Annotated in this window: 14 protein-coding genes and 1 tRNA gene; 6 read left to right on the top strand and 9 right to left on the bottom strand. The window is 56.1% G+C overall.

The features are described 5' to 3' along the window. Window positions 1-2: 2 nt before the first annotated feature. Both SB719_RS18120 and orn read right to left on the bottom strand, forming a co-directional pair. Window positions 3-75 (bottom strand) — tRNA-Gly (locus SB719_RS18120). 217 nt (window positions 76-292) lie between these two features. Further along, window positions 293-841, bottom strand: coding sequence for an oligoribonuclease (orn, locus tag SB719_RS18115; protein WP_065648084.1), 549 nt, complete (start codon window positions 839-841; stop codon window positions 293-295). Window positions 842-943: 102 nt separating this feature from the next. Here orn and rsgA point away from each other — a divergent pair, with 102 nt between their 5' ends. The 3 genes from rsgA (at window position 944) to mscM (ending at window position 6,343) form a co-directional block, all read left to right on the top strand. Next, window positions 944-1,993: a small ribosomal subunit biogenesis GTPase RsgA gene (gene rsgA, locus SB719_RS18110; protein WP_292977359.1), complete on the top strand. Its 1,050-nt coding sequence runs from the start codon at window positions 944-946 to the stop codon at window positions 1,991-1,993. Between the two features lie 95 nt (window positions 1,994-2,088). Then, window positions 2,089-2,985 carry an archaetidylserine decarboxylase gene (gene asd, locus SB719_RS18105; protein ID WP_065648082.1) on the top strand — a complete coding sequence of 299 codons (897 nt, stop codon included), beginning with the start codon at window positions 2,089-2,091 and terminating at the stop codon, window positions 2,983-2,985. 16 nt (window positions 2,986-3,001) lie between these two features. Beyond that, window positions 3,002-6,343 carry a miniconductance mechanosensitive channel MscM gene (gene mscM / locus SB719_RS18100; RefSeq protein ID WP_065648081.1) on the top strand — a complete coding sequence of 1,114 codons (3,342 nt, stop codon included), beginning with the start codon at window positions 3,002-3,004 and terminating at the stop codon, window positions 6,341-6,343. A gap of 47 nt (window positions 6,344-6,390) precedes the next feature. Here mscM and mdh read toward each other — a convergent pair whose 3' ends face one another. Next, a complete protein-coding gene (gene mdh / locus SB719_RS18095) occupies window positions 6,391-7,329 on the bottom strand; it encodes a malate dehydrogenase (RefSeq protein WP_065648080.1) in 939 nt (312 codons plus the stop codon). A 419-nt stretch (window positions 7,330-7,748) separates the two neighbouring features. Here mdh and argR point away from each other — a divergent pair, with 419 nt between their 5' ends. The 3 genes from argR (at window position 7,749) to yhcN (SB719_RS18080) (ending at window position 9,304) form a co-directional block, all read left to right on the top strand. After that, window positions 7,749-8,219 (top strand): transcriptional regulator ArgR, encoded by a 471-nt coding sequence (argR, locus tag SB719_RS18090; protein WP_314687746.1) that lies wholly within the window; start codon window positions 7,749-7,751, stop codon window positions 8,217-8,219. A gap of 462 nt (window positions 8,220-8,681) precedes the next feature. After that, window positions 8,682-8,945 (top strand): peroxide/acid stress response protein YhcN, encoded by a 264-nt coding sequence (gene yhcN, locus SB719_RS18085; protein ID WP_304235648.1) that lies wholly within the window; start codon window positions 8,682-8,684, stop codon window positions 8,943-8,945. Window positions 8,946-9,037: 92 nt separating this feature from the next. Continuing rightward, window positions 9,038-9,304 carry a peroxide/acid stress response protein YhcN gene (gene yhcN / locus SB719_RS18080; protein WP_065648077.1) on the top strand — a complete coding sequence of 89 codons (267 nt, stop codon included), beginning with the start codon at window positions 9,038-9,040 and terminating at the stop codon, window positions 9,302-9,304. Window positions 9,305-9,366: 62 nt separating this feature from the next. Here the strand turns inward: yhcN (SB719_RS18080) and SB719_RS18075 are convergent, their stop codons facing one another. The 6 genes from SB719_RS18075 to tldD form a co-directional block, all read right to left on the bottom strand. After that, a complete protein-coding gene (locus tag SB719_RS18075; RefSeq protein WP_412159535.1) occupies window positions 9,367-9,636 on the bottom strand; it encodes a hypothetical protein in 270 nt (89 codons plus the stop codon). Window positions 9,637-9,651: 15 nt separating this feature from the next. Then, window positions 9,652-11,106, bottom strand: a complete 1,455-nt coding sequence (locus tag SB719_RS18070; RefSeq protein WP_412159534.1) for an NAD-dependent succinate-semialdehyde dehydrogenase — start codon at window positions 11,104-11,106, stop codon at window positions 9,652-9,654. 111 nt (window positions 11,107-11,217) lie between these two features. Next, window positions 11,218-13,170 carry a p-hydroxybenzoic acid efflux pump subunit AaeB gene (aaeB, locus tag SB719_RS18065; protein ID WP_292977371.1) on the bottom strand — a complete coding sequence of 651 codons (1,953 nt, stop codon included), beginning with the start codon at window positions 13,168-13,170 and terminating at the stop codon, window positions 11,218-11,220. 11 nt (window positions 13,171-13,181) lie between these two features. Continuing rightward, on the bottom strand, window positions 13,182-14,111 hold the full coding sequence (aaeA, locus tag SB719_RS18060) for a p-hydroxybenzoic acid efflux pump subunit AaeA (protein ID WP_304235640.1): 930 nt from the start codon (window positions 14,109-14,111) through the stop codon (window positions 13,182-13,184). 8 nt (window positions 14,112-14,119) lie between these two features. Continuing rightward, window positions 14,120-14,323: a p-hydroxybenzoic acid efflux pump operon protein AaeX gene (gene aaeX / locus SB719_RS18055; protein WP_065648072.1), complete on the bottom strand. Its 204-nt coding sequence runs from the start codon at window positions 14,321-14,323 to the stop codon at window positions 14,120-14,122. 377 nt (window positions 14,324-14,700) lie between these two features. After that, on the bottom strand, window positions 14,701-16,146 hold the full coding sequence (gene tldD / locus SB719_RS18050; protein WP_065648071.1) for a metalloprotease TldD: 1,446 nt from the start codon (window positions 16,144-16,146) through the stop codon (window positions 14,701-14,703). Between the last annotated feature and the right edge of the window lie 32 nt (window positions 16,147-16,178).

The raw sequence follows: 16,178 nt of genomic DNA, 5'->3' as shown, positions 1-16,178 counted from the left end.
GGAGCGGGAAACGAGACTCGAACTCGCGACCCCGACCTTGGCAAGGTCGTGCTCTACCAACTGAGCTATTCCCGCATCATCATTGCGATTATCTGAACCGGCGCAACCTGCACGCTGGGGATAAACGCTGATACTTTACTGCTGCGCACCACACGAAATTCTTCATCGGTACGGGGTGCGCATTATACGAGAATTCGTTTTTGCCGCAAGCCTCTTATCGCAAAATTTTGCGCTTTCAGCGCGTTTGCTGATTTAATCGACAAAATGATGCTTTACTGCGCATTTCAGGCCGTTACAGCTGTAAAAAGTGCTCGCGATAGTACGCCAGTTCCGCAATCGACTCGCGAATATCATCCAGCGCCTGGTGTGTACCCGCTTTTTTAAAGCCTGGCAGAATCTGTGGCTTCCAGCGCCGCGCCAGCTCTTTCAGGGTGCTGACATCCAGATAGCGGTAATGGAAGTAAGCTTCCAGCTCCGGCATATAATTAAACAGAAAGCGGCGATCCTGGCCGATGCTGTTGCCGCAAATAGGTGAGGTATTAGCAGGTACCCACTGCTGAAGAAACGCCAGCGTGGCCTGCTCAGCCGCGCGATCGTTATGCTGGCTCGCTTTGACCCGCTCTACCAGACCGCTGCCGGTATGGGTACGCACATTCCACTCATCCATCAGGGCCAGCTGCTCATCAGACTGATGCACCGCCAGCACCGGCCCCTCTGCAAGAATATTTAAGTTTGCGTCCGTGACGATAGTCGCGATCTCAATAATGCGATCGCGTACCGGATCGAGTCCGGTCATTTCAAGGTCGATCCAGATCAGGTTATTTTCGTTTCCAGCTGTCATCTATTTTCCATCCGTTACCAGTGTCGTCATTCGACCGCGTTAAGGTGTATCATAGACGTTTTGCCCAGCGGGGCGAAGCCTGGCGAAAGCGTGAGAGGATGCGTGAGCAAAAATAAACTGTCGAAGGGTCAACAACGTCGCGTAAGCGCAAACCATCAGCGTCGTCTGCAGCAACGGAGTGAAAAACCGGAGCCTGATGACAGCCTGTTTGGCGATGCGTCTGAGGGTGTGGTGATCAGCCGCTTTGGCATGCACGCAGATGTCGAAGACCAGGCGGGTGAAGTGCATCGCTGTAATATCCGCCGCACTATCCGCTCGCTGGTTACCGGCGATCGCGTGGTGTGGCGTGCAGCGAACGAAAATGGCGGTAAAGGGATCGTTGAAGCGGTACACGAGCGTAAAACCGTGCTGACCCGGCCCGATTTTTACGACGGCGTAAAGCCTATCGCGGCCAATATCGATCAGATCATGATCGTGTCAGCTATTCTGCCGGAGCTCTCTTTAAATATTATCGACCGTTATCTGGTCGCCAGCGAAACGCTGGGTATTGAGCCATTACTGGTCCTCAATAAGATCGATCTGCTGGATAGTGACGCGCGCGCGTTTGTTGATGAACAGATGGATATCTATCGCCATATTGGCTATCGCGTGCTGATGGTCTCCAGCTACGCACAGGATGGTCTGAAAGATCTGGAAGCGGCACTGACCGGGCGCGTCAGTATTTTTGCCGGCCAGTCAGGCGTGGGTAAGTCGAGCCTGCTGAACCGGCTGCTGGGGCTGGACGTCGCCGGCAGCGAGATTTTGACCAATGATGTCTCAGATGTGTCCGGCCTGGGACAGCACACCACGACCGCCTCCCGTCTTTATCACTGCCCGCACGGCGGCGATGTGATTGACTCGCCCGGCGTGCGTGAGTTTGGCCTGTGGCATCTTGAGCCGGAACAGGTTACCCGCGGGTTTGTGGAATTTCGTGAATTTCTCGGCAGCTGTAAGTTCCGCGACTGCAAGCACGATACCGATCCCGGCTGCGCAATCCGCGAAGCGGTAGAAAATGGCCTGATTAACGCATCGCGCTTTGATAATTACCACCGTATTCTGGAGAGTATGGCGCAGGTAAAAACGCGTAAAAACTTTTCTGCCGATGAAGATTGATCGGTAAAACGACATAGTCGCTAACTCACCGGGGCGCTGCTACAATCCGCCCCCCTTTTTTACGTAAACCACAGGTATTAAGCCAGGAGGCAACGGTGTTTGATCGTTTTAAACTCGGCCTGAATCATATTCTGCCCAAGAAGGCGCTGACCGAACTCGCCGGCTGGGGCGCCAGTCGCCGCGGTGGCTGGCTGACCAAAGCGGTCATTGATGCTTTCGTCTGGTTCTATAAAGTTGATATGGCGGAAGCCAGTAAGCCGCATACCGGCAGCTATCGCACATTCAACGACTTCTTTGTCCGCCCGCTGAAAGAGGGCGCCCGCCCTGTCGATCCCGACGCTTCGCTGCTGGCGCTGCCGTGTGATGGCGCGATCAGCCAGCTGGGCCGTATCACCGGCGATCAGATTTTTCAGGCGAAAGGACACTACTATACGCTACAGGCGCTGCTGGCAGGCAACGACGAGCTGGCAGAGAAGTTTATTGATGGTGAGTTTGTCACCACTTATCTTGCTCCGCGCGACTACCACCGGGTGCATATGCCCTGTAACGGTATCCTGCGTGAAATGATCTACGTGCCGGGCGATTTGTACTCCGTTAACCCGCTCACGGCGCGCAATATCCCTAATCTGTTTGCCCGTAATGAACGCGTTATCTGCGTATTTGATACCGATCACGGCCCGATGGTACAGATTCTGGTGGGTGCCACTATCGTCGGCAGTATTGAAACTGTCTGGGCAGGGACCGTAACGCCGCCGCGTGAAGGCGTGATCAAACGCTGGCGCTACCCGTCTGCTGAACATGATGGTGCGGTCGTGCTGCTAAAAGGTCAGGAGATGGGCCGTTTCAAACTTGGCTCAACCGTGATCAACCTGTTTGCGCCTGACCGGGTAAAACTGGCGGAAAGCCTGGAGGCGGAAAGCAAAACCCGTCTCGGCCAGCCGCTGGCTATTGCACTGCCGCAGTCTGGCGACAGCGCCCCGCTGACTCACTAATCAGAGACCTGCTCCCGTGCGCGCCTTTCTTGTCCTGCTGCTGAGCCTCGCGCTCAGCAGCCCTCTCTATGCCGCCTCCCTTCCCTCCACCACGCAGCTGCAGCAGGAACTGGATGAGGCGAAATCCGCTAAAAACAGTCCTGCGCAAACTGAACAGGTGCAGGCGCTGGAAGCGGCCATCAATTTTCTCTCTGAACGCAGCGATTCACTGGAGCGGGCGAAACAGTATCAGCAGGTGATCGACGATTTTCCCCGGCTGGCACGCGAACTGCGCCAGCAGATCGCCGCGCTGAATGAGACCAGCAAACCCGTACGCAGCAATATGAGCAATGCGGAACTGGATCAGGAGATACTCCAGGTCAGCAGCCAGCTGCTGGAAGAGGGACGGCAGGCGCAGCAGGAGCAGGACCGCGCGCGTGAAATCAGCGACTCACTGGCGCAGCTGCCGCAGCAGCAGACCGATGCGCGCCGTGCCATGACTGAAAATGAGCGCCGCGCGCAGGGGGTTTCCAATACCGCGTCAGCGTCACCCCTTGCCCAGGCGCAGATTTACGCCCGCCAGGCAGAAAGCGCAGCGAGTAAAGCCCGGGTGGATGAGCTGGAACTGGCGCAGCTCTCTGCCAATAACCGTCAGGAGCTGGCCCGCATGCGGGCAGAAGTGCATCAGCGGAAAGCCACGCAGCTCGATAACTATCTGCAGGCGCTGCGCAGCCAGCTGAATAACCAGCGTCAGCGTGAGGCGGAACTGGCGCTGGAGCGTACGGAACAGCTGGCGGAAAACAGCGGCGATCTGCCGCCTGCCATTAGCGAGCAGCTGCGTATCAATCGTCAGCTCTCTGCAGATCTGAATCAGCAGGCGCAGCGTATGGATCTGGTCGCCTCTCAGCAGCGTCTGGCGACCAATCAGACGCTGCAGGTGCGCCAGGCGCTGAGCACGCTGCGCGAGCAGTCACAGTGGCTGGGCGCCTCTAATTTGCTGGGTGAAGCCCTGCGCGCGCAGGTGGCCCGTCTGCCCGATATGCCAAAAGCGCAGCAGATCGATAGCGAAATGGGCGAGCTGCGGGTGCAGCGGCTGCACTATGAGTCACTGCTGGAGCGTCAGCAGGCTTTACGTAAAGAGAAGCAGGATGATGGCACGCCTTACACCAGTGAGCAGAACCGGATTCTGGACGCGCAGCTGCGCACGCAGCGTGAACTGCTTAATTCGCTTATCTCCGGCTGCGATACGCTGATTCTGGAGATCACCAAACTCAGGGTATCAAACACGCAGCTGCAGGATGCGCTCAGCGAAGTCAAAGAAGCGACACATCGTTACCTCTTCTGGACAGCGGATGTCAGTCCGGTTGGCCTGAAATATCCACTGGAAGTCGCGAGCGCACTCACCCGTCTGCTGTCGCTGGATACGCTGGGCCAGATGGGTAAAGCGCTGGCCATGATGTTTACCAGTCGCGAAACGGTGCTGCCGATTATGGGCGCGGTGCTGCTGGTGGGTTTCAGCATCAGCTCACGCCGTCACTACAACGCGTTTATGGCGCGTGCTGCCAGCCGCGTGGGCAAAGTGACACAGGATCGCTTTAGCCTGACGCTGCGTACGGTATTCTGGTCCATTCTGGTGGCGCTGCCGCTGCCGGTGCTCTGGGCGGCACTGGGCTATGGCCTGCAGCATGCGTGGCCCTACCCGTTCGCCGTGGCAATAGGCGATGGCATCACCGCCACGCTGCCGCTGCTGTGGGCGTTTATGATCAGCGCCGCTTTTGCCCGTCACGACGGCCTGTTTGTCGTGCACTTTCGCTGGCCGCAGACTCGGGTGGCGCGCGCCATGCGCTACTATTCGCTGACCGTTGGGCTGATTGTACCGCTGATTATGCTGCTGATCGCCTTTGGCAATCTGGAAGATCCGCAGTTTTCCGCGACGCTGGGCCGGCTCTGCTTTGTTCTGATCTGCGGCGCGCTAAGCATTGTTACAGTCAGCCTGAAGCGCGCCGGCATTCCGCTTTATCTTGATAAAGAAGGCAACGGTGACAATTTTGTTAACCGCGTCCTGTGGAACCTGATGATCGCCATCCCGCTGGTGGCCGCCTTCGCCTCCTGCATTGGCTATCTGGCAACCGCCCAGGCGCTGCTGGCACGTCTGGAAACCTCAGTCTGTATCTGGTTCTTCCTGCTGGTGATTTATCATATTATTCGCCGCTGGATGCTGATTCAGCGCCGGCGCATTGCGTTTGATCGTGCCCGCCAGCGTCGTGCCGATATGCTGGCCAACCGCGCACGCAGTGAAGAGGAAAAAGAGCAGCAGAGCGCGACCAATACTGACACGATTGAAATTGATGAGCCGGTGATCGACCTTGATGCCATCAGTGCGCAGTCGCTGCGACTGGTGCGTTCCATCCTGACGCTGATTGCGCTGGTATCGGTGATCCTGCTCTGGTCGGAAATCCACTCTGCGTTTAGTTTTCTCGATAACATTCCGCTCTGGGATGCCAGTACCACCGTTCAGGGTGTTGAGAGCGTGCAGCCTATCACGCTGGGTGCGGTGCTCATCGCTATTCTGGTGCTGATTATCACCACGCAGCTGGTCCGCAATATGCCGGCGCTGCTGGAGCTGGCGCTGCTGCAGCATCTTAGCCTGGCTCCCGGTACCGGCTACGCCATTACAACGCTGACCAAATATGCGCTGATGCTGATGGGCGGCCTGATTGGCTTCTCGATGATTGGCGTGGAGTGGTCAAAGCTGCAGTGGCTGGTGGCTGCACTGGGTCTGGGACTGGGATTTGGCCTGCAGGAAATTTTTGCCAACTTTATCTCTGGCCTGATTATCCTGTTTGAAAAACCGATTCGTATTGGCGATACCGTAACCATCCGCGATCTCACCGGCAGCATTACGCGTATTAACACCCGTGCCACGACCATTACCGACTGGGACCGGAAAGAGATTATCGTGCCCAATAAAGCGTTTATCACCGAGCAGTTTGTGAACTGGTCGTTGTCCGATTCCGTTACGCGTGTGGTGCTGACCATCCCGGCACCGGCGCGCGTCAACAGTGAAGAAGCCACGACCATACTGAAACAGGCGGCTGAGCGCTGCACCTACGTGCTGGATATGCCGCCGCCGGAAGTCTACCTGGTGGATCTGCAGCAGGGTATTCAGCTGTTTGAGCTGCGCGTGCATGCGGCAGAGATGGGACATCGTATGCCGCTGCGACATGAGCTGCATCAGCTGATCCTGCGGGGCTTTGCAGAACATAACATTGAGATGCCCTTCCCGCCTTTCCAGGTGCGTATGGAAACGCTGGGACGCAAAACGCCTGCCGGCAATGGCACGGCGGCCACCCAGACCTTCAGGTCTGGCGGACTGTAACAAAAACGCCCGGCAGACGCCGGGCGTTTCACACTGCGTCAAAGCATTTACTGCTTCACAAACTCTTCACCCTGCGCAATGTCTTTTTTCAGCGTCTCCAGCATACCGTTTAGCGCCTGCTGCTCAAACTCACTCAGCGTGCCCAGCGGGCGGCGTTCAGCAATCCCGTTTTTCCCTAACAGCAGCGGCTGAGAGAAGAAGCGCGCATATTCACCGTCGCCTTCGACATAGGCGCATTCAACCACGTTTGCTTCACCCTGAAGCGCACGGATCAGCGACAGACCAAAGCGTGCGGCGGCCTGTCCCATTGAGAGGGTAGCCGACCCGCCACCCGCTTTTGCTTCCACCACTTCGGTGCCGGCGTTCTGAATTCGCCTGGTAAGATCGGCAATCTCCTGCTCGCTGAAACTGACGCCTGGCACCTGCGACAGCAGTGGCAGAATGGTCACGCCGGAGTGGCCACCCACCACCGGCACGTCGACTTCATCTGGCTGTTTACCTTTGAGCGCAGCGACAAAGGTATTAGCGCGAATGACATCCAGCGTGGAGACGCCAAACAGCCGGTTTTTATCGTAAACGCCGGCTTTTTTCAGCACCTCTGCGGCGATTGCCACAGTGGTATTAACCGGATTCGTGATCACACCAATCAGCGCGGTTGGTGCCGTGCTGGCTACCTGCGCAATCAGGTTGCGGACAATGCCCGCATTAACGTTAAACAGATCGGCGCGATCCATGCCGGGTTTACGCGCTACCCCGGCAGAAATCAGGACCACATCGGCCCCCTTTAAGGCAGGGGTAGCATCTTCACCGCTGAAACCCTCAACGGTTACAGCAGTAGGGATATGGCTGAGATCGACCGCTACGCCAGGCGTAACCGGTGCAATGTCATAGAGAGAGAGGGCGGAACCCGCGGGTAACTGCGTTTTGAGCAGCAGAGCCAGCGCCTGGCCAATACCGCCAGCGGCTCCGAGAACGGCAACTTTCATCCTGAACTCCTTATTAAGATGGGGCAAAGATATGCCAGAAATCCATCAGCTTACGAGTTTAGTCAACATCTCAGGCGATAGCGACATTGCCGCCGCGCACAGGCAGCATGTTACTATCCGCTTCCGATACCGCTCTGTTTCAGAAGCGCCTGAATGATCTTATCGCAGCCAGCAGAGATATACGGCTTTGATCGTCGATCTGGTTGTTACCACGTCAATAGTATAACAACTTTGCAACCTCTGCTTTGCGCGTCAGCGCGCGATTTTGGTGCTTAGCCAGTTTCTGCTAGAATGCCCGGCCCGCGCGGACGTATCGCGAAAGTCGCCGCCGACGCATTGCATAAAAATTCATCTAAATGCATAATAATTTATCAGCTGCAGGCTTGTTGCCTGCTGCGCCTCTCATTCATTGGTAGCTTATGCGTAATCCTTCAAAACAAGACGATCTTATCAAGGCATTTAAGGCCTTGCTTAAAGAAGAAAAATTCAGCTCTCAGGGCGAAATCGTGCAGGCTCTGCAGGAAGATGGCTTTGAGAATATCAATCAGTCAAAAGTTTCACGCATGCTGACAAAGTTTGGCGCGGTGCGCACGCGCAACGCAAAAATGGAGATGGTCTACTGTCTGCCCGCTGAACTGGGTGTGCCTACCGCGACCAGCCCGCTTAAAAATCTGGTACTGGATATCGATTACAACGAGGCGCTGGTGGTGATCCATACCAGCCCGGGTGCCGCGCAGCTGATTGCACGGCTGCTCGATTCACTTGGCAAAGCGGAAGGGATTCTGGGCACTATTGCCGGCGATGACACCATTTTCATTACGCCTGCGCGTGCTTTTACCGTTAAACAGCTTTATGACGCGGTACTGATACTGTTTGAACAGGAGCTGTAACGTCTCTCTGCCGGCAGCCTGGCTGCCGGCTCCGTCTGGCGATGCCAGATGCCGCTGTACTCTGCCCCTCTTTTCTTTATCGCAAAACGTTATCAAACCGGCCTGTATAGGTCCGACCTTTAAGCCTTTCCGATATCTATCCATATTTTGTGCTGCATAGAAGCAATATTTCACCCCTTTAAACTACTTTCCTCGCCAGCCTGTAGCGGCATCAACCATAAACTTTCGCACGAAAAGTTAATTTGACGCAGATCACTGTTTTTACGAAAAAAAGCGGCTCTGTGAATAAAAAACACCCGCTTTTAATAACTTAACGTTATAAAAAAGCATCATAAGGATAAAGGATAACAACGAAACATTATTAGCGAAGTATTAATTTCCTGCGTGATTAGATCTATACTTCTTTTCGTGACGCAAATCACACTAACTAAAAAGATAAAAATCACAGACGAGGAAAAGATCATGAACATTAAAGCGACTATCGCCACCCTTAGCATTCTCTCTGCACTGTCATTTGGCGCTTCTGCAGCAGATTCTGTTTCTGCCGATCAGGCAGCTAATCTGCAGGCAGCCGGCACTATCAGCGTCAGCGGCGTAGGCGGCTCACCGATGGATATCCATCAGCAGCTTAATGCTAAAGCCGATGCGCAGGGCGCAAAAGCATATCGTGTTATCGAGGCGTATAACGACAATACGTATCACGCTACGGCTGAACTCTATAAATAACTGTTAACCGGCGTTATGAACGCCGATGCTCATCGACGACCCGCTTACTCTGGTGTAGCTGCAGGTTGTTGATACGAACGAGGAGATATATCATGAAAATCAAAACAACTCTTGCAACTGCTGGCCTGCTGTCTCTGTTTGCCTTTGGCGCCTCTGCGGCTCAACTGGTCACCAGCGAATCAGCACAACATCTGCAGCCTGTAGGCAGCACCATTTCAATCAGCGGTACCGGCGGTGCACCGATGGATTATCGTGAGCAGCTTTCCCAGAAAGCTGATGCGCAGGGTGCCAGCGCTTACCGCGTTATTGAAGCGCGTACCGGTGACAGCTATCACGTAACAGCTGAACTCTATAAGTAATTCCTCGTCACCCCTGACGAACCCTTTGGCCCCGCTTTGCGGGGCCCCCTTTTTGGGTTGTATTACTGAGTTGTAAAGAGGAGCTGGCCTTCCAGCTCCTCTTCTGCTTTATCAAACAGCAGGATCAATGCGCTATACCGGGGTTTCTGCCCTCTCCCCAGATTAATGAAGAGGATCTCCAGCGGCAGCGGCAGCTGTTTACCGGTAATCACCCGCCAGAGATCGTCCAGATCGCGAATAGCGGCGTCTGCCAGCATAAAACGCTCGCCAAACTGACTATAGAAATGGGCCTGATCGACTATTTCATCAAAATCGAAACGCTCGGTTCGCATGCCTGTATCCTCCTGCTAAGAGAGACCGCCCAGATGCAGCGCTTTAACTTCCAGATACTCTTCGATACCCAGCACTGAGCCTTCACGCCCCAGCCCTGACTCTTTGATCCCGCCAAACGGTGCTACCTCGGTAGAGACCGCACACTCATTGATCCCGATCATCCCCGCTTCCAGCGCAGCAGAGACGCGGAACACCCGCTGCAGATTCTGCGTATAGAAGTAGGCAGCCAGACCATATTCGGTATCATTTGCCCGCCCGATGACCTCCTCTTCGCTGTTAAAGCGGAAACAGGCTGCGACCGGACCAAATGTCTCCTCCTGCGCCAGCATCATGCTCTCCTGCGCCTCTGCGATCACCGTGGGCTGCCAGAAATTTCCTCCCAGCCCATGCCGTTCGCCACCGGTTACTATCCGGCCCCCTTTGCGCACCGCGTCCTGCACATGCTCTTCAACTTTTTCCAGCGCGGAGGCAGCGATCAGCGGCCCGACAATTACTCCATCGTCCATGCCGTTACCGACTTTTAGCTGCTTAACGGCCTCTGCCAGCTGCGTAATAAAGCGATCGTAAATCTGCTCATGAATATAAAAGCGATTCACGCTGACACAGACCTGACCGGCATTACGAAATTTATTGGCAATTGCGCCCTGTACGGCAGCATCAATATCTGCATCTTCAAAGACGATAAAGGGTGCATTGCCGCCCAGCTCCATAGAGACCTTTTTCATTGTCTCAGCCGCATTACGCATCAGCGTTTTACCCACTGCCGTTGAACCGGTAAACGAGATTTTGCGCACTGCGCGCGAGGCCATAATAGCGTCGCTGATCGCCTGCGTATCACCCGCCACGGCGTTGAGCACACCGTCCGGCACGCCAGCCTGCTGTGCCAGCGCGACCAGGGCAAACGCGCTGAGCGGGGTATTATTAGCCGGTTTAATGATACCGGTGCAGCCCGCGGCCAGCGCCGGTCCGAGCTTGCGGGTCAGCATGGCCATCGGGAAATTCCAGGGAGTAATGGCCGCGACCACGCCCACCGGTTCACGCGTGGCCAGAATACGCGACCCCGGTTTGGCGGGCGGGATAATCTCACCGTTAGCGCGCTTGGCTTCTTCCGCAAACCACTGGATAAAGCTGGCGGCATACTCCACTTCGCCCTCCGCCTCTTTAACCGGCTTGCCCTGCTCGGCGGTCATCAGCTCTGCCAGCCAGCGTTTGTTATCCATGATCAGCTGATACCAGCGCATCAGGATCCCGGCTCGTTCTTTGGCCGTTTTATCCCGCCAGCCGGGAAAAGCGCGCTGCGCGGCAGCAATCGCCTGTTCAGTTTCCGCTTTACCTGCTTTTGCAACGCGGGCAATCACGTCGCCGGTCGCCGGGTTGGTGACGTCAAACGTCGCGGAGGCAGAGTGCCATTGACCCGCAGCGAAGAAGCCGGTTTTGAAGAGTTCATGTTGCTGCAAAGAAGCGGACATCAATATTCTCCTGTCAGTATGCATCCGTCAGAAAAGTATAGATGGCAACGCGCAGCCGATTTGTGTCAGCGTGGCATATGCCTGCCGCCGCACAGAGCGGCGGCGGCAGATTTAAACCTGGATGAGGGTGTTCTGATATTTGTCCAGCATCTGCGTCAGGCGCGCGACCGGTTCAGTGACGCTGTCTGGCGCAGCATAATGCGCCAGCTTTTCCTGATAGATGGCCAGCTCCTGCAACAGCGTTCTGAACGCGTCGCGCCGCTTATCATCGCTGCTGGCCGAAATAACCCGATCGGCGGTGTGTCGCAGCTGCCGGTGATAAGCAGAGAGATCCGCATTGACCGGCACCTCTGCATTACGCAGCCGCTGGTGACCAATGATCAGCGTCAGGGCAATACGGTATTTGTCGATATCGCCCGGAAACAGATTCAGCAGCAGAAAAAGCTGCTGATAAAGCGCCGGCAGATGGTTTTCCCGGCGCCGGGCCTGATTCGTCGTCAGCGCCGCAACGGCGGCATACATCAGGCGATTCAGCAGCTTGCGGCCGGTACGCGCTTTGGATTTATCGCGAATCAGCAAAATGACCATCATGGCGACAAAGCTGCCGATCCACTGTCCCAGCGCATTATCCAGAAACACGTTGAATTCAAACTTCATTGGGTTATCCAGCACCAGCACATTGATGGTGCCGATCAGCGCACCCAGCGTGCCAATCTGCCGCCGCTGCACAAAGATACCGCCGACAAAGCCGAGCAGACCGATGGCGATACAGAGCAGCAACGCACTCTGCTGCGTTGCGGGCAGGACCCAGGTGAAGTAGAACAACCCGAGCGGCACGGCGAACGCCATACCGTAAAAGAAATCTTTGGCCATCATCAGCGGATTAGGCATGCGCATCGCCAGTGCGGTAATCACCCCCAGCATGACCATGCAGCCGCTGCCGGAGGTCCAGCCGGTATAGAGCCAGAACAGGGCCCCCAGCGCGGTGGCGACAAAGGTGCGAATACCGTTGATCATCGCATGGTGAGTTTCAGCCGATCGGGCCTGAACAATGATTTCCCGCTGCAGGATACTCTCTTCCCGCGCGCTGATACGGCTGTTGCATTTAATCCCTTTGATCAGCAGCAGATATTCAGTTGCCGCCCCGGTCCAGCTGGCCAGCGTAACCGGGACCGTTTTGCTGCTATCGCTGATAACGCGGCGTAATACCTTCGTGCGCTTATGAACCTCGCCGGCGCTGTTTGCCTCTTTCTCCAGCAACAGCCGAAACTGGGGCGGAATATAGTCAGGCCGGGAGTTCTGAATAAGAAACGTCTCTGCTGCCTGCGTAATCAGCGTCAGCGACAGGGTATTGAGCATCTGCAGCCGGCGGCTGCTGTTCTGCCAGCGCGACGACTCCATCATCAGCTGGCTGCGCATGCCGTTCAGCGCGGTGGTACGACGCACCAGCGCGCTCCAGGCTTTATCCACCTCATCTTTATCTTCGTGCGCAACGCAGAGCTGCAGCAATTTGTAGTGCGCCACCAGCAGCGCATCCACTTCTGCATCAATAACGTTTTTAATTGAACGGGGTGAAAACAGCATGTCTGCCAGAATCGCGCAGAGGATCCCGAGCACAATTTCGCTGCAGCGCTCTACGGCGAACTGGGGGGCCAGCGTCAGCCCGCCGGTCGCGTCAGCGGTGACGACGATAATCAGCGCGGTATAACCTGCCAGGCCAAGCGCGTAGGAGTTTTCGACTTTGATTAGCGAGGAGAGCCAGACGCAGAAGCCGGCCCACATGCAGCAGAGCAGCAACATCACCACCGGCGCACGCACGGTGGTGATCATGATGGTCAGCGCAGCGATACAGCCAATGAAGGTACCGATGATGCGTAATACGCCGCGATAGCGCAGCGCACCGGAGTAAGGATCGCCACCTGCTGCAAAGGCGGTACCGCCAGCCACAATACCGGCGGTCATGACTGCCCAGCGCGGCGTTTCCAGATGAAAGTGAAAACCAATCATCAGCGCGGCCACCAGCGCAAACGTCAGCTTGACCGGGAAACGCAGAAACTCAATCATCACGCCCCCGCTTAACCAAACTCACGCAGGCGATTGAAGAACTGCGCCAGCGGCGAGACATTGGTCTGCCGGTCCTGCTCACCGGTGATCGTCACGGTCGCGGTGGTGCCTGCCGGGAAACGGTTGCCAGGCTGGGCATCAAGGCGGATACGCACCGGCACGCGCTGCGCCAGACGCACCCACTCCAGATTAGAATCCACCGTTGCCATGCCTTTGTTATCAATGCTGCTGCTGCTATTGGTCACCCCGGCGGCCACGCTGTCCACCGTGCCGCGTAACACGGTATTACTGCCCAGCGGGGTGACTTCAGCGCGAAAGCCCGGACGCACGCCGCTGAGTTTGGTCTCTTCCATATAAGCCAGTACGTAGAAGGAGTGCTGCTGTACCAGCGCTACCGCTACAGAGCCGCGCGTAATGAATTCACCTTCATACACATTGAGGTTGGTCACCCAGCCATCAGAGGGGGCTTTAATGGTGGTGCGGTCAAGATCGATAACCGCCAGATCGCGGGTGGCGATCGATTTCGCCAGCTGGTGTTCACTGGTCTGCAGATCGCTGTTGGCCTGTTCAATCGCCTCACGCGACATTGCGCTGGTACCGAGCTGATTACGGCGTCCCGCCTCGCGGCGTTTTTCACTGACCAGCGCCTGATAGTAGTCCACGTCTGCCTGCGCCTGCGCCAGCGCTTTCTGATAGCGAGGACGATCGACGATAAACAGCGTATCGCCCTTCTTCACCAGCTGGTTGTCATGCACCGGTACGTCGGTGATCAGACCGGTGACATCCGGTGCAATAGCCACCACATCCGCAGAGAATTTAGCATCGCGTGTCCACGGGGATTCGGTATAGAAGACCCAGGCGCGGAAGACAATCACGACGGCGATGATAACCAGCAGGAGCGTAATCGCGTAACGCGCGATTTTTCTTATGAGCGCTTTCACTTAAAACCTCAGATGAATAGACGGGATACAAGATAAAACACACAGCAATAGAGGGCCGTGTTAAACAGTGCCGGATGCCACACCAGATCGTAGATCCCGCTCGGCGTCAGCACACGTTTCACCAGCCAGAACAGCGCCAGCGAAACCAGTAGTTCAATGAAGATGGGCGGAAAAGATAGCCCGAATACGACAAATACCGGAAGCACACTCATTTCGGTTCCTTAGTTCGACCTTGCCGGGGATCGCACCGCTTTTGCCCGCATGCTGTGCCGCACCAGGAGTGGCTAAGCAGGCAGCAGAAAAGTGGCAGTAACACTCAGGCCGCCCTGAGCTAATCATAGCGCATCATCAGCCTGTCAGGTCCATGACGGGGTGCGGTGCATAAACCCAGCGCGCGTATAATAACGTGCCTGACTATATGTTTTCTACAAATCGTGACATAAATCACTTTTTAGCCAGAATAAATAATCGAACGACTTAACGCGATGTCCATTTTGCCAAAGTGGCTGAATCGGGCGCATTTATAGCTGAAGCAGCCACAAAAAAGGCTGCCCGCAGGCAGCCTTTATAGTGACAGAGGTTCAGCCCCTCAGGCTGTGCCGCCTACGGTGATTTTGTCCAGCTTCAGCGTCGGCTGACCCACGCCAACCGGAACGCTCTGTCCCTCTTTACCGCATACGCCAACGCCTTTATCCAGCGCCAGATCGTTACCGACCATTGAGATCTGCTGCATCGCCTCAATACCGGAGCCAATCAGCGTAGCGCCTTTAACCGGCCGGGTGACTTTGCCCTTCTCAATCAGATACGCTTCTGAAGTAGAGAACACAAATTTGCCCGAAGTAATATCGACCTGACCACCGCCGAAGTTAGGCGCATAGAGACCATATTCCACGCTTTCGATGATCTCCTGCGGCGTGGACTTGCCAGCCAGCATGTAGGTGTTGGTCATGCGCGGCATAGGCAGATGCGCATACGATTCGCGCCGGCCATTACCGGTGGGCGGCACCCCCATCAGGCGTGCATTAAGCTTGTCCTGGATGTAGCCTTTCAGCACGCCATTTTCGATCAGCATGTTGTACTGACCCGGCACACCCTCATCATCCACTGCCAGCGAGCCGCGCAGTCCTTCCAGCGTGCCATCATCCACTACGGTACAGAGCTCAGAGGCAACCAGCTGCCCCATCTTGCCGCTGAATACCGACGTTTCACGGCGGTTGAAGTCGCCTTCAAGCCCATGCCCTACCGCTTCGTGCAGCAGTACACCCGGCCAGCCGGCACCCAGTACCACCGGCAGCGCGCCTGCAGGGGCTGCAACCGCGGAGAGGTTAACCAGCGCCATGCGTACCGCTTCACGCGCCCAGGCATCAGCGCGGACGTCACCGCTCTCATCGGCAAGGAAAAATTCATAGCCGGTACGCGCGCCGCCGCCGCTTGAGCCGCGCTCGCGCTTGCCCTGATCTTCCACCTGCACGCTGATTGATAGACGCACCAGTGGACGAATATCCGCCGCCAGCGTCCCATCCGTTGCCGCCACCAGCACCTGTTCGTAAACGCCGCTCAGGCTGGCATTGACCTCCTGCACACGCGGATCGGCCGCACGCGCTACGCGGTCCACGCGATGCAGCAGGGCGATTTTGTCTTCACGCGTCAGGCTGTCGAGCGGATTAACCGGCGCATAGAGCGAGCGATGCATGACCGCCTGCAGCGTATGTGCGGTGCCGTTGCCCTGCTCGCGTACAATGCTGCGCGCCGCTTCCGAAGACTGACGCAGCGCGTTCAGGGTGATCTGGTCTGCATAGGCGAAGCCGGTTTTTTCACCGCTTACGGCACGTACGCCAACGCCCTGATCGATATGGTAGGAACCATCTTTAATAATTTTATCTTCCAGCACCCAGGACTCATGGAAGCTGGACTGAAAATAGAGATCGGCATAATCCAGACGACGTTCTGAAAGCTGCCCTAACAGGGAATGAAGGTCCTGCTGTTTAATGCTGTTCGCAGTCAGTAACTGCTCACTTACCAGATTCAGAGTCATCGTTTCTCACTCATTATGTGCTCAGATAGTCA

The sequence above is a fragment of the Pantoea sp. SIMBA_079 genome (assembly GCF_046940275.1).
Taxonomy (GTDB): domain Bacteria; phylum Pseudomonadota; class Gammaproteobacteria; order Enterobacterales; family Enterobacteriaceae; genus Pantoea; species Pantoea borealis.
The sequence above is the reverse complement of the archived record's forward strand: the minus strand, read 5'-3'. Positions and strand labels throughout refer to the sequence as shown.

Excerpts from the sequence above, each read along its gene's own strand:
- orn (WP_065648084.1), bottom strand. The coding sequence starts at position 841 with ATGACAGCTGGAAACGAAAATAACCTGATCTGGATCGACCTTGAAATG.
- mdh (WP_065648080.1), bottom strand. The coding sequence starts at position 7,329 with ATGAAAGTTGCCGTTCTCGGAGCCGCTGGCGGTATTGGCCAGGCGCTG.
- argR (WP_314687746.1), top strand. The coding sequence starts at position 7,749 with ATGCGTAATCCTTCAAAACAAGACGATCTTATCAAGGCATTTAAGGCC.
- yhcN (WP_304235648.1), top strand. The coding sequence starts at position 8,682 with ATGAACATTAAAGCGACTATCGCCACCCTTAGCATTCTCTCTGCACTG.
- yhcN (WP_065648077.1), top strand. The coding sequence starts at position 9,038 with ATGAAAATCAAAACAACTCTTGCAACTGCTGGCCTGCTGTCTCTGTTT.
- SB719_RS18075 (WP_412159535.1), bottom strand. The coding sequence starts at position 9,636 with ATGCGAACCGAGCGTTTCGATTTTGATGAAATAGTCGATCAGGCCCAT.
- SB719_RS18070 (WP_412159534.1), bottom strand. The coding sequence starts at position 11,106 with ATGTCCGCTTCTTTGCAGCAACATGAACTCTTCAAAACCGGCTTCTTC.
- aaeB (WP_292977371.1), bottom strand. The coding sequence starts at position 13,170 with ATGATTGAGTTTCTGCGTTTCCCGGTCAAGCTGACGTTTGCGCTGGTG.
- aaeX (WP_065648072.1), bottom strand. The coding sequence starts at position 14,323 with ATGAGTGTGCTTCCGGTATTTGTCGTATTCGGGCTATCTTTTCCGCCC.
- tldD (WP_065648071.1), bottom strand. The coding sequence starts at position 16,146 with ATGACTCTGAATCTGGTAAGTGAGCAGTTACTGACTGCGAACAGCATT.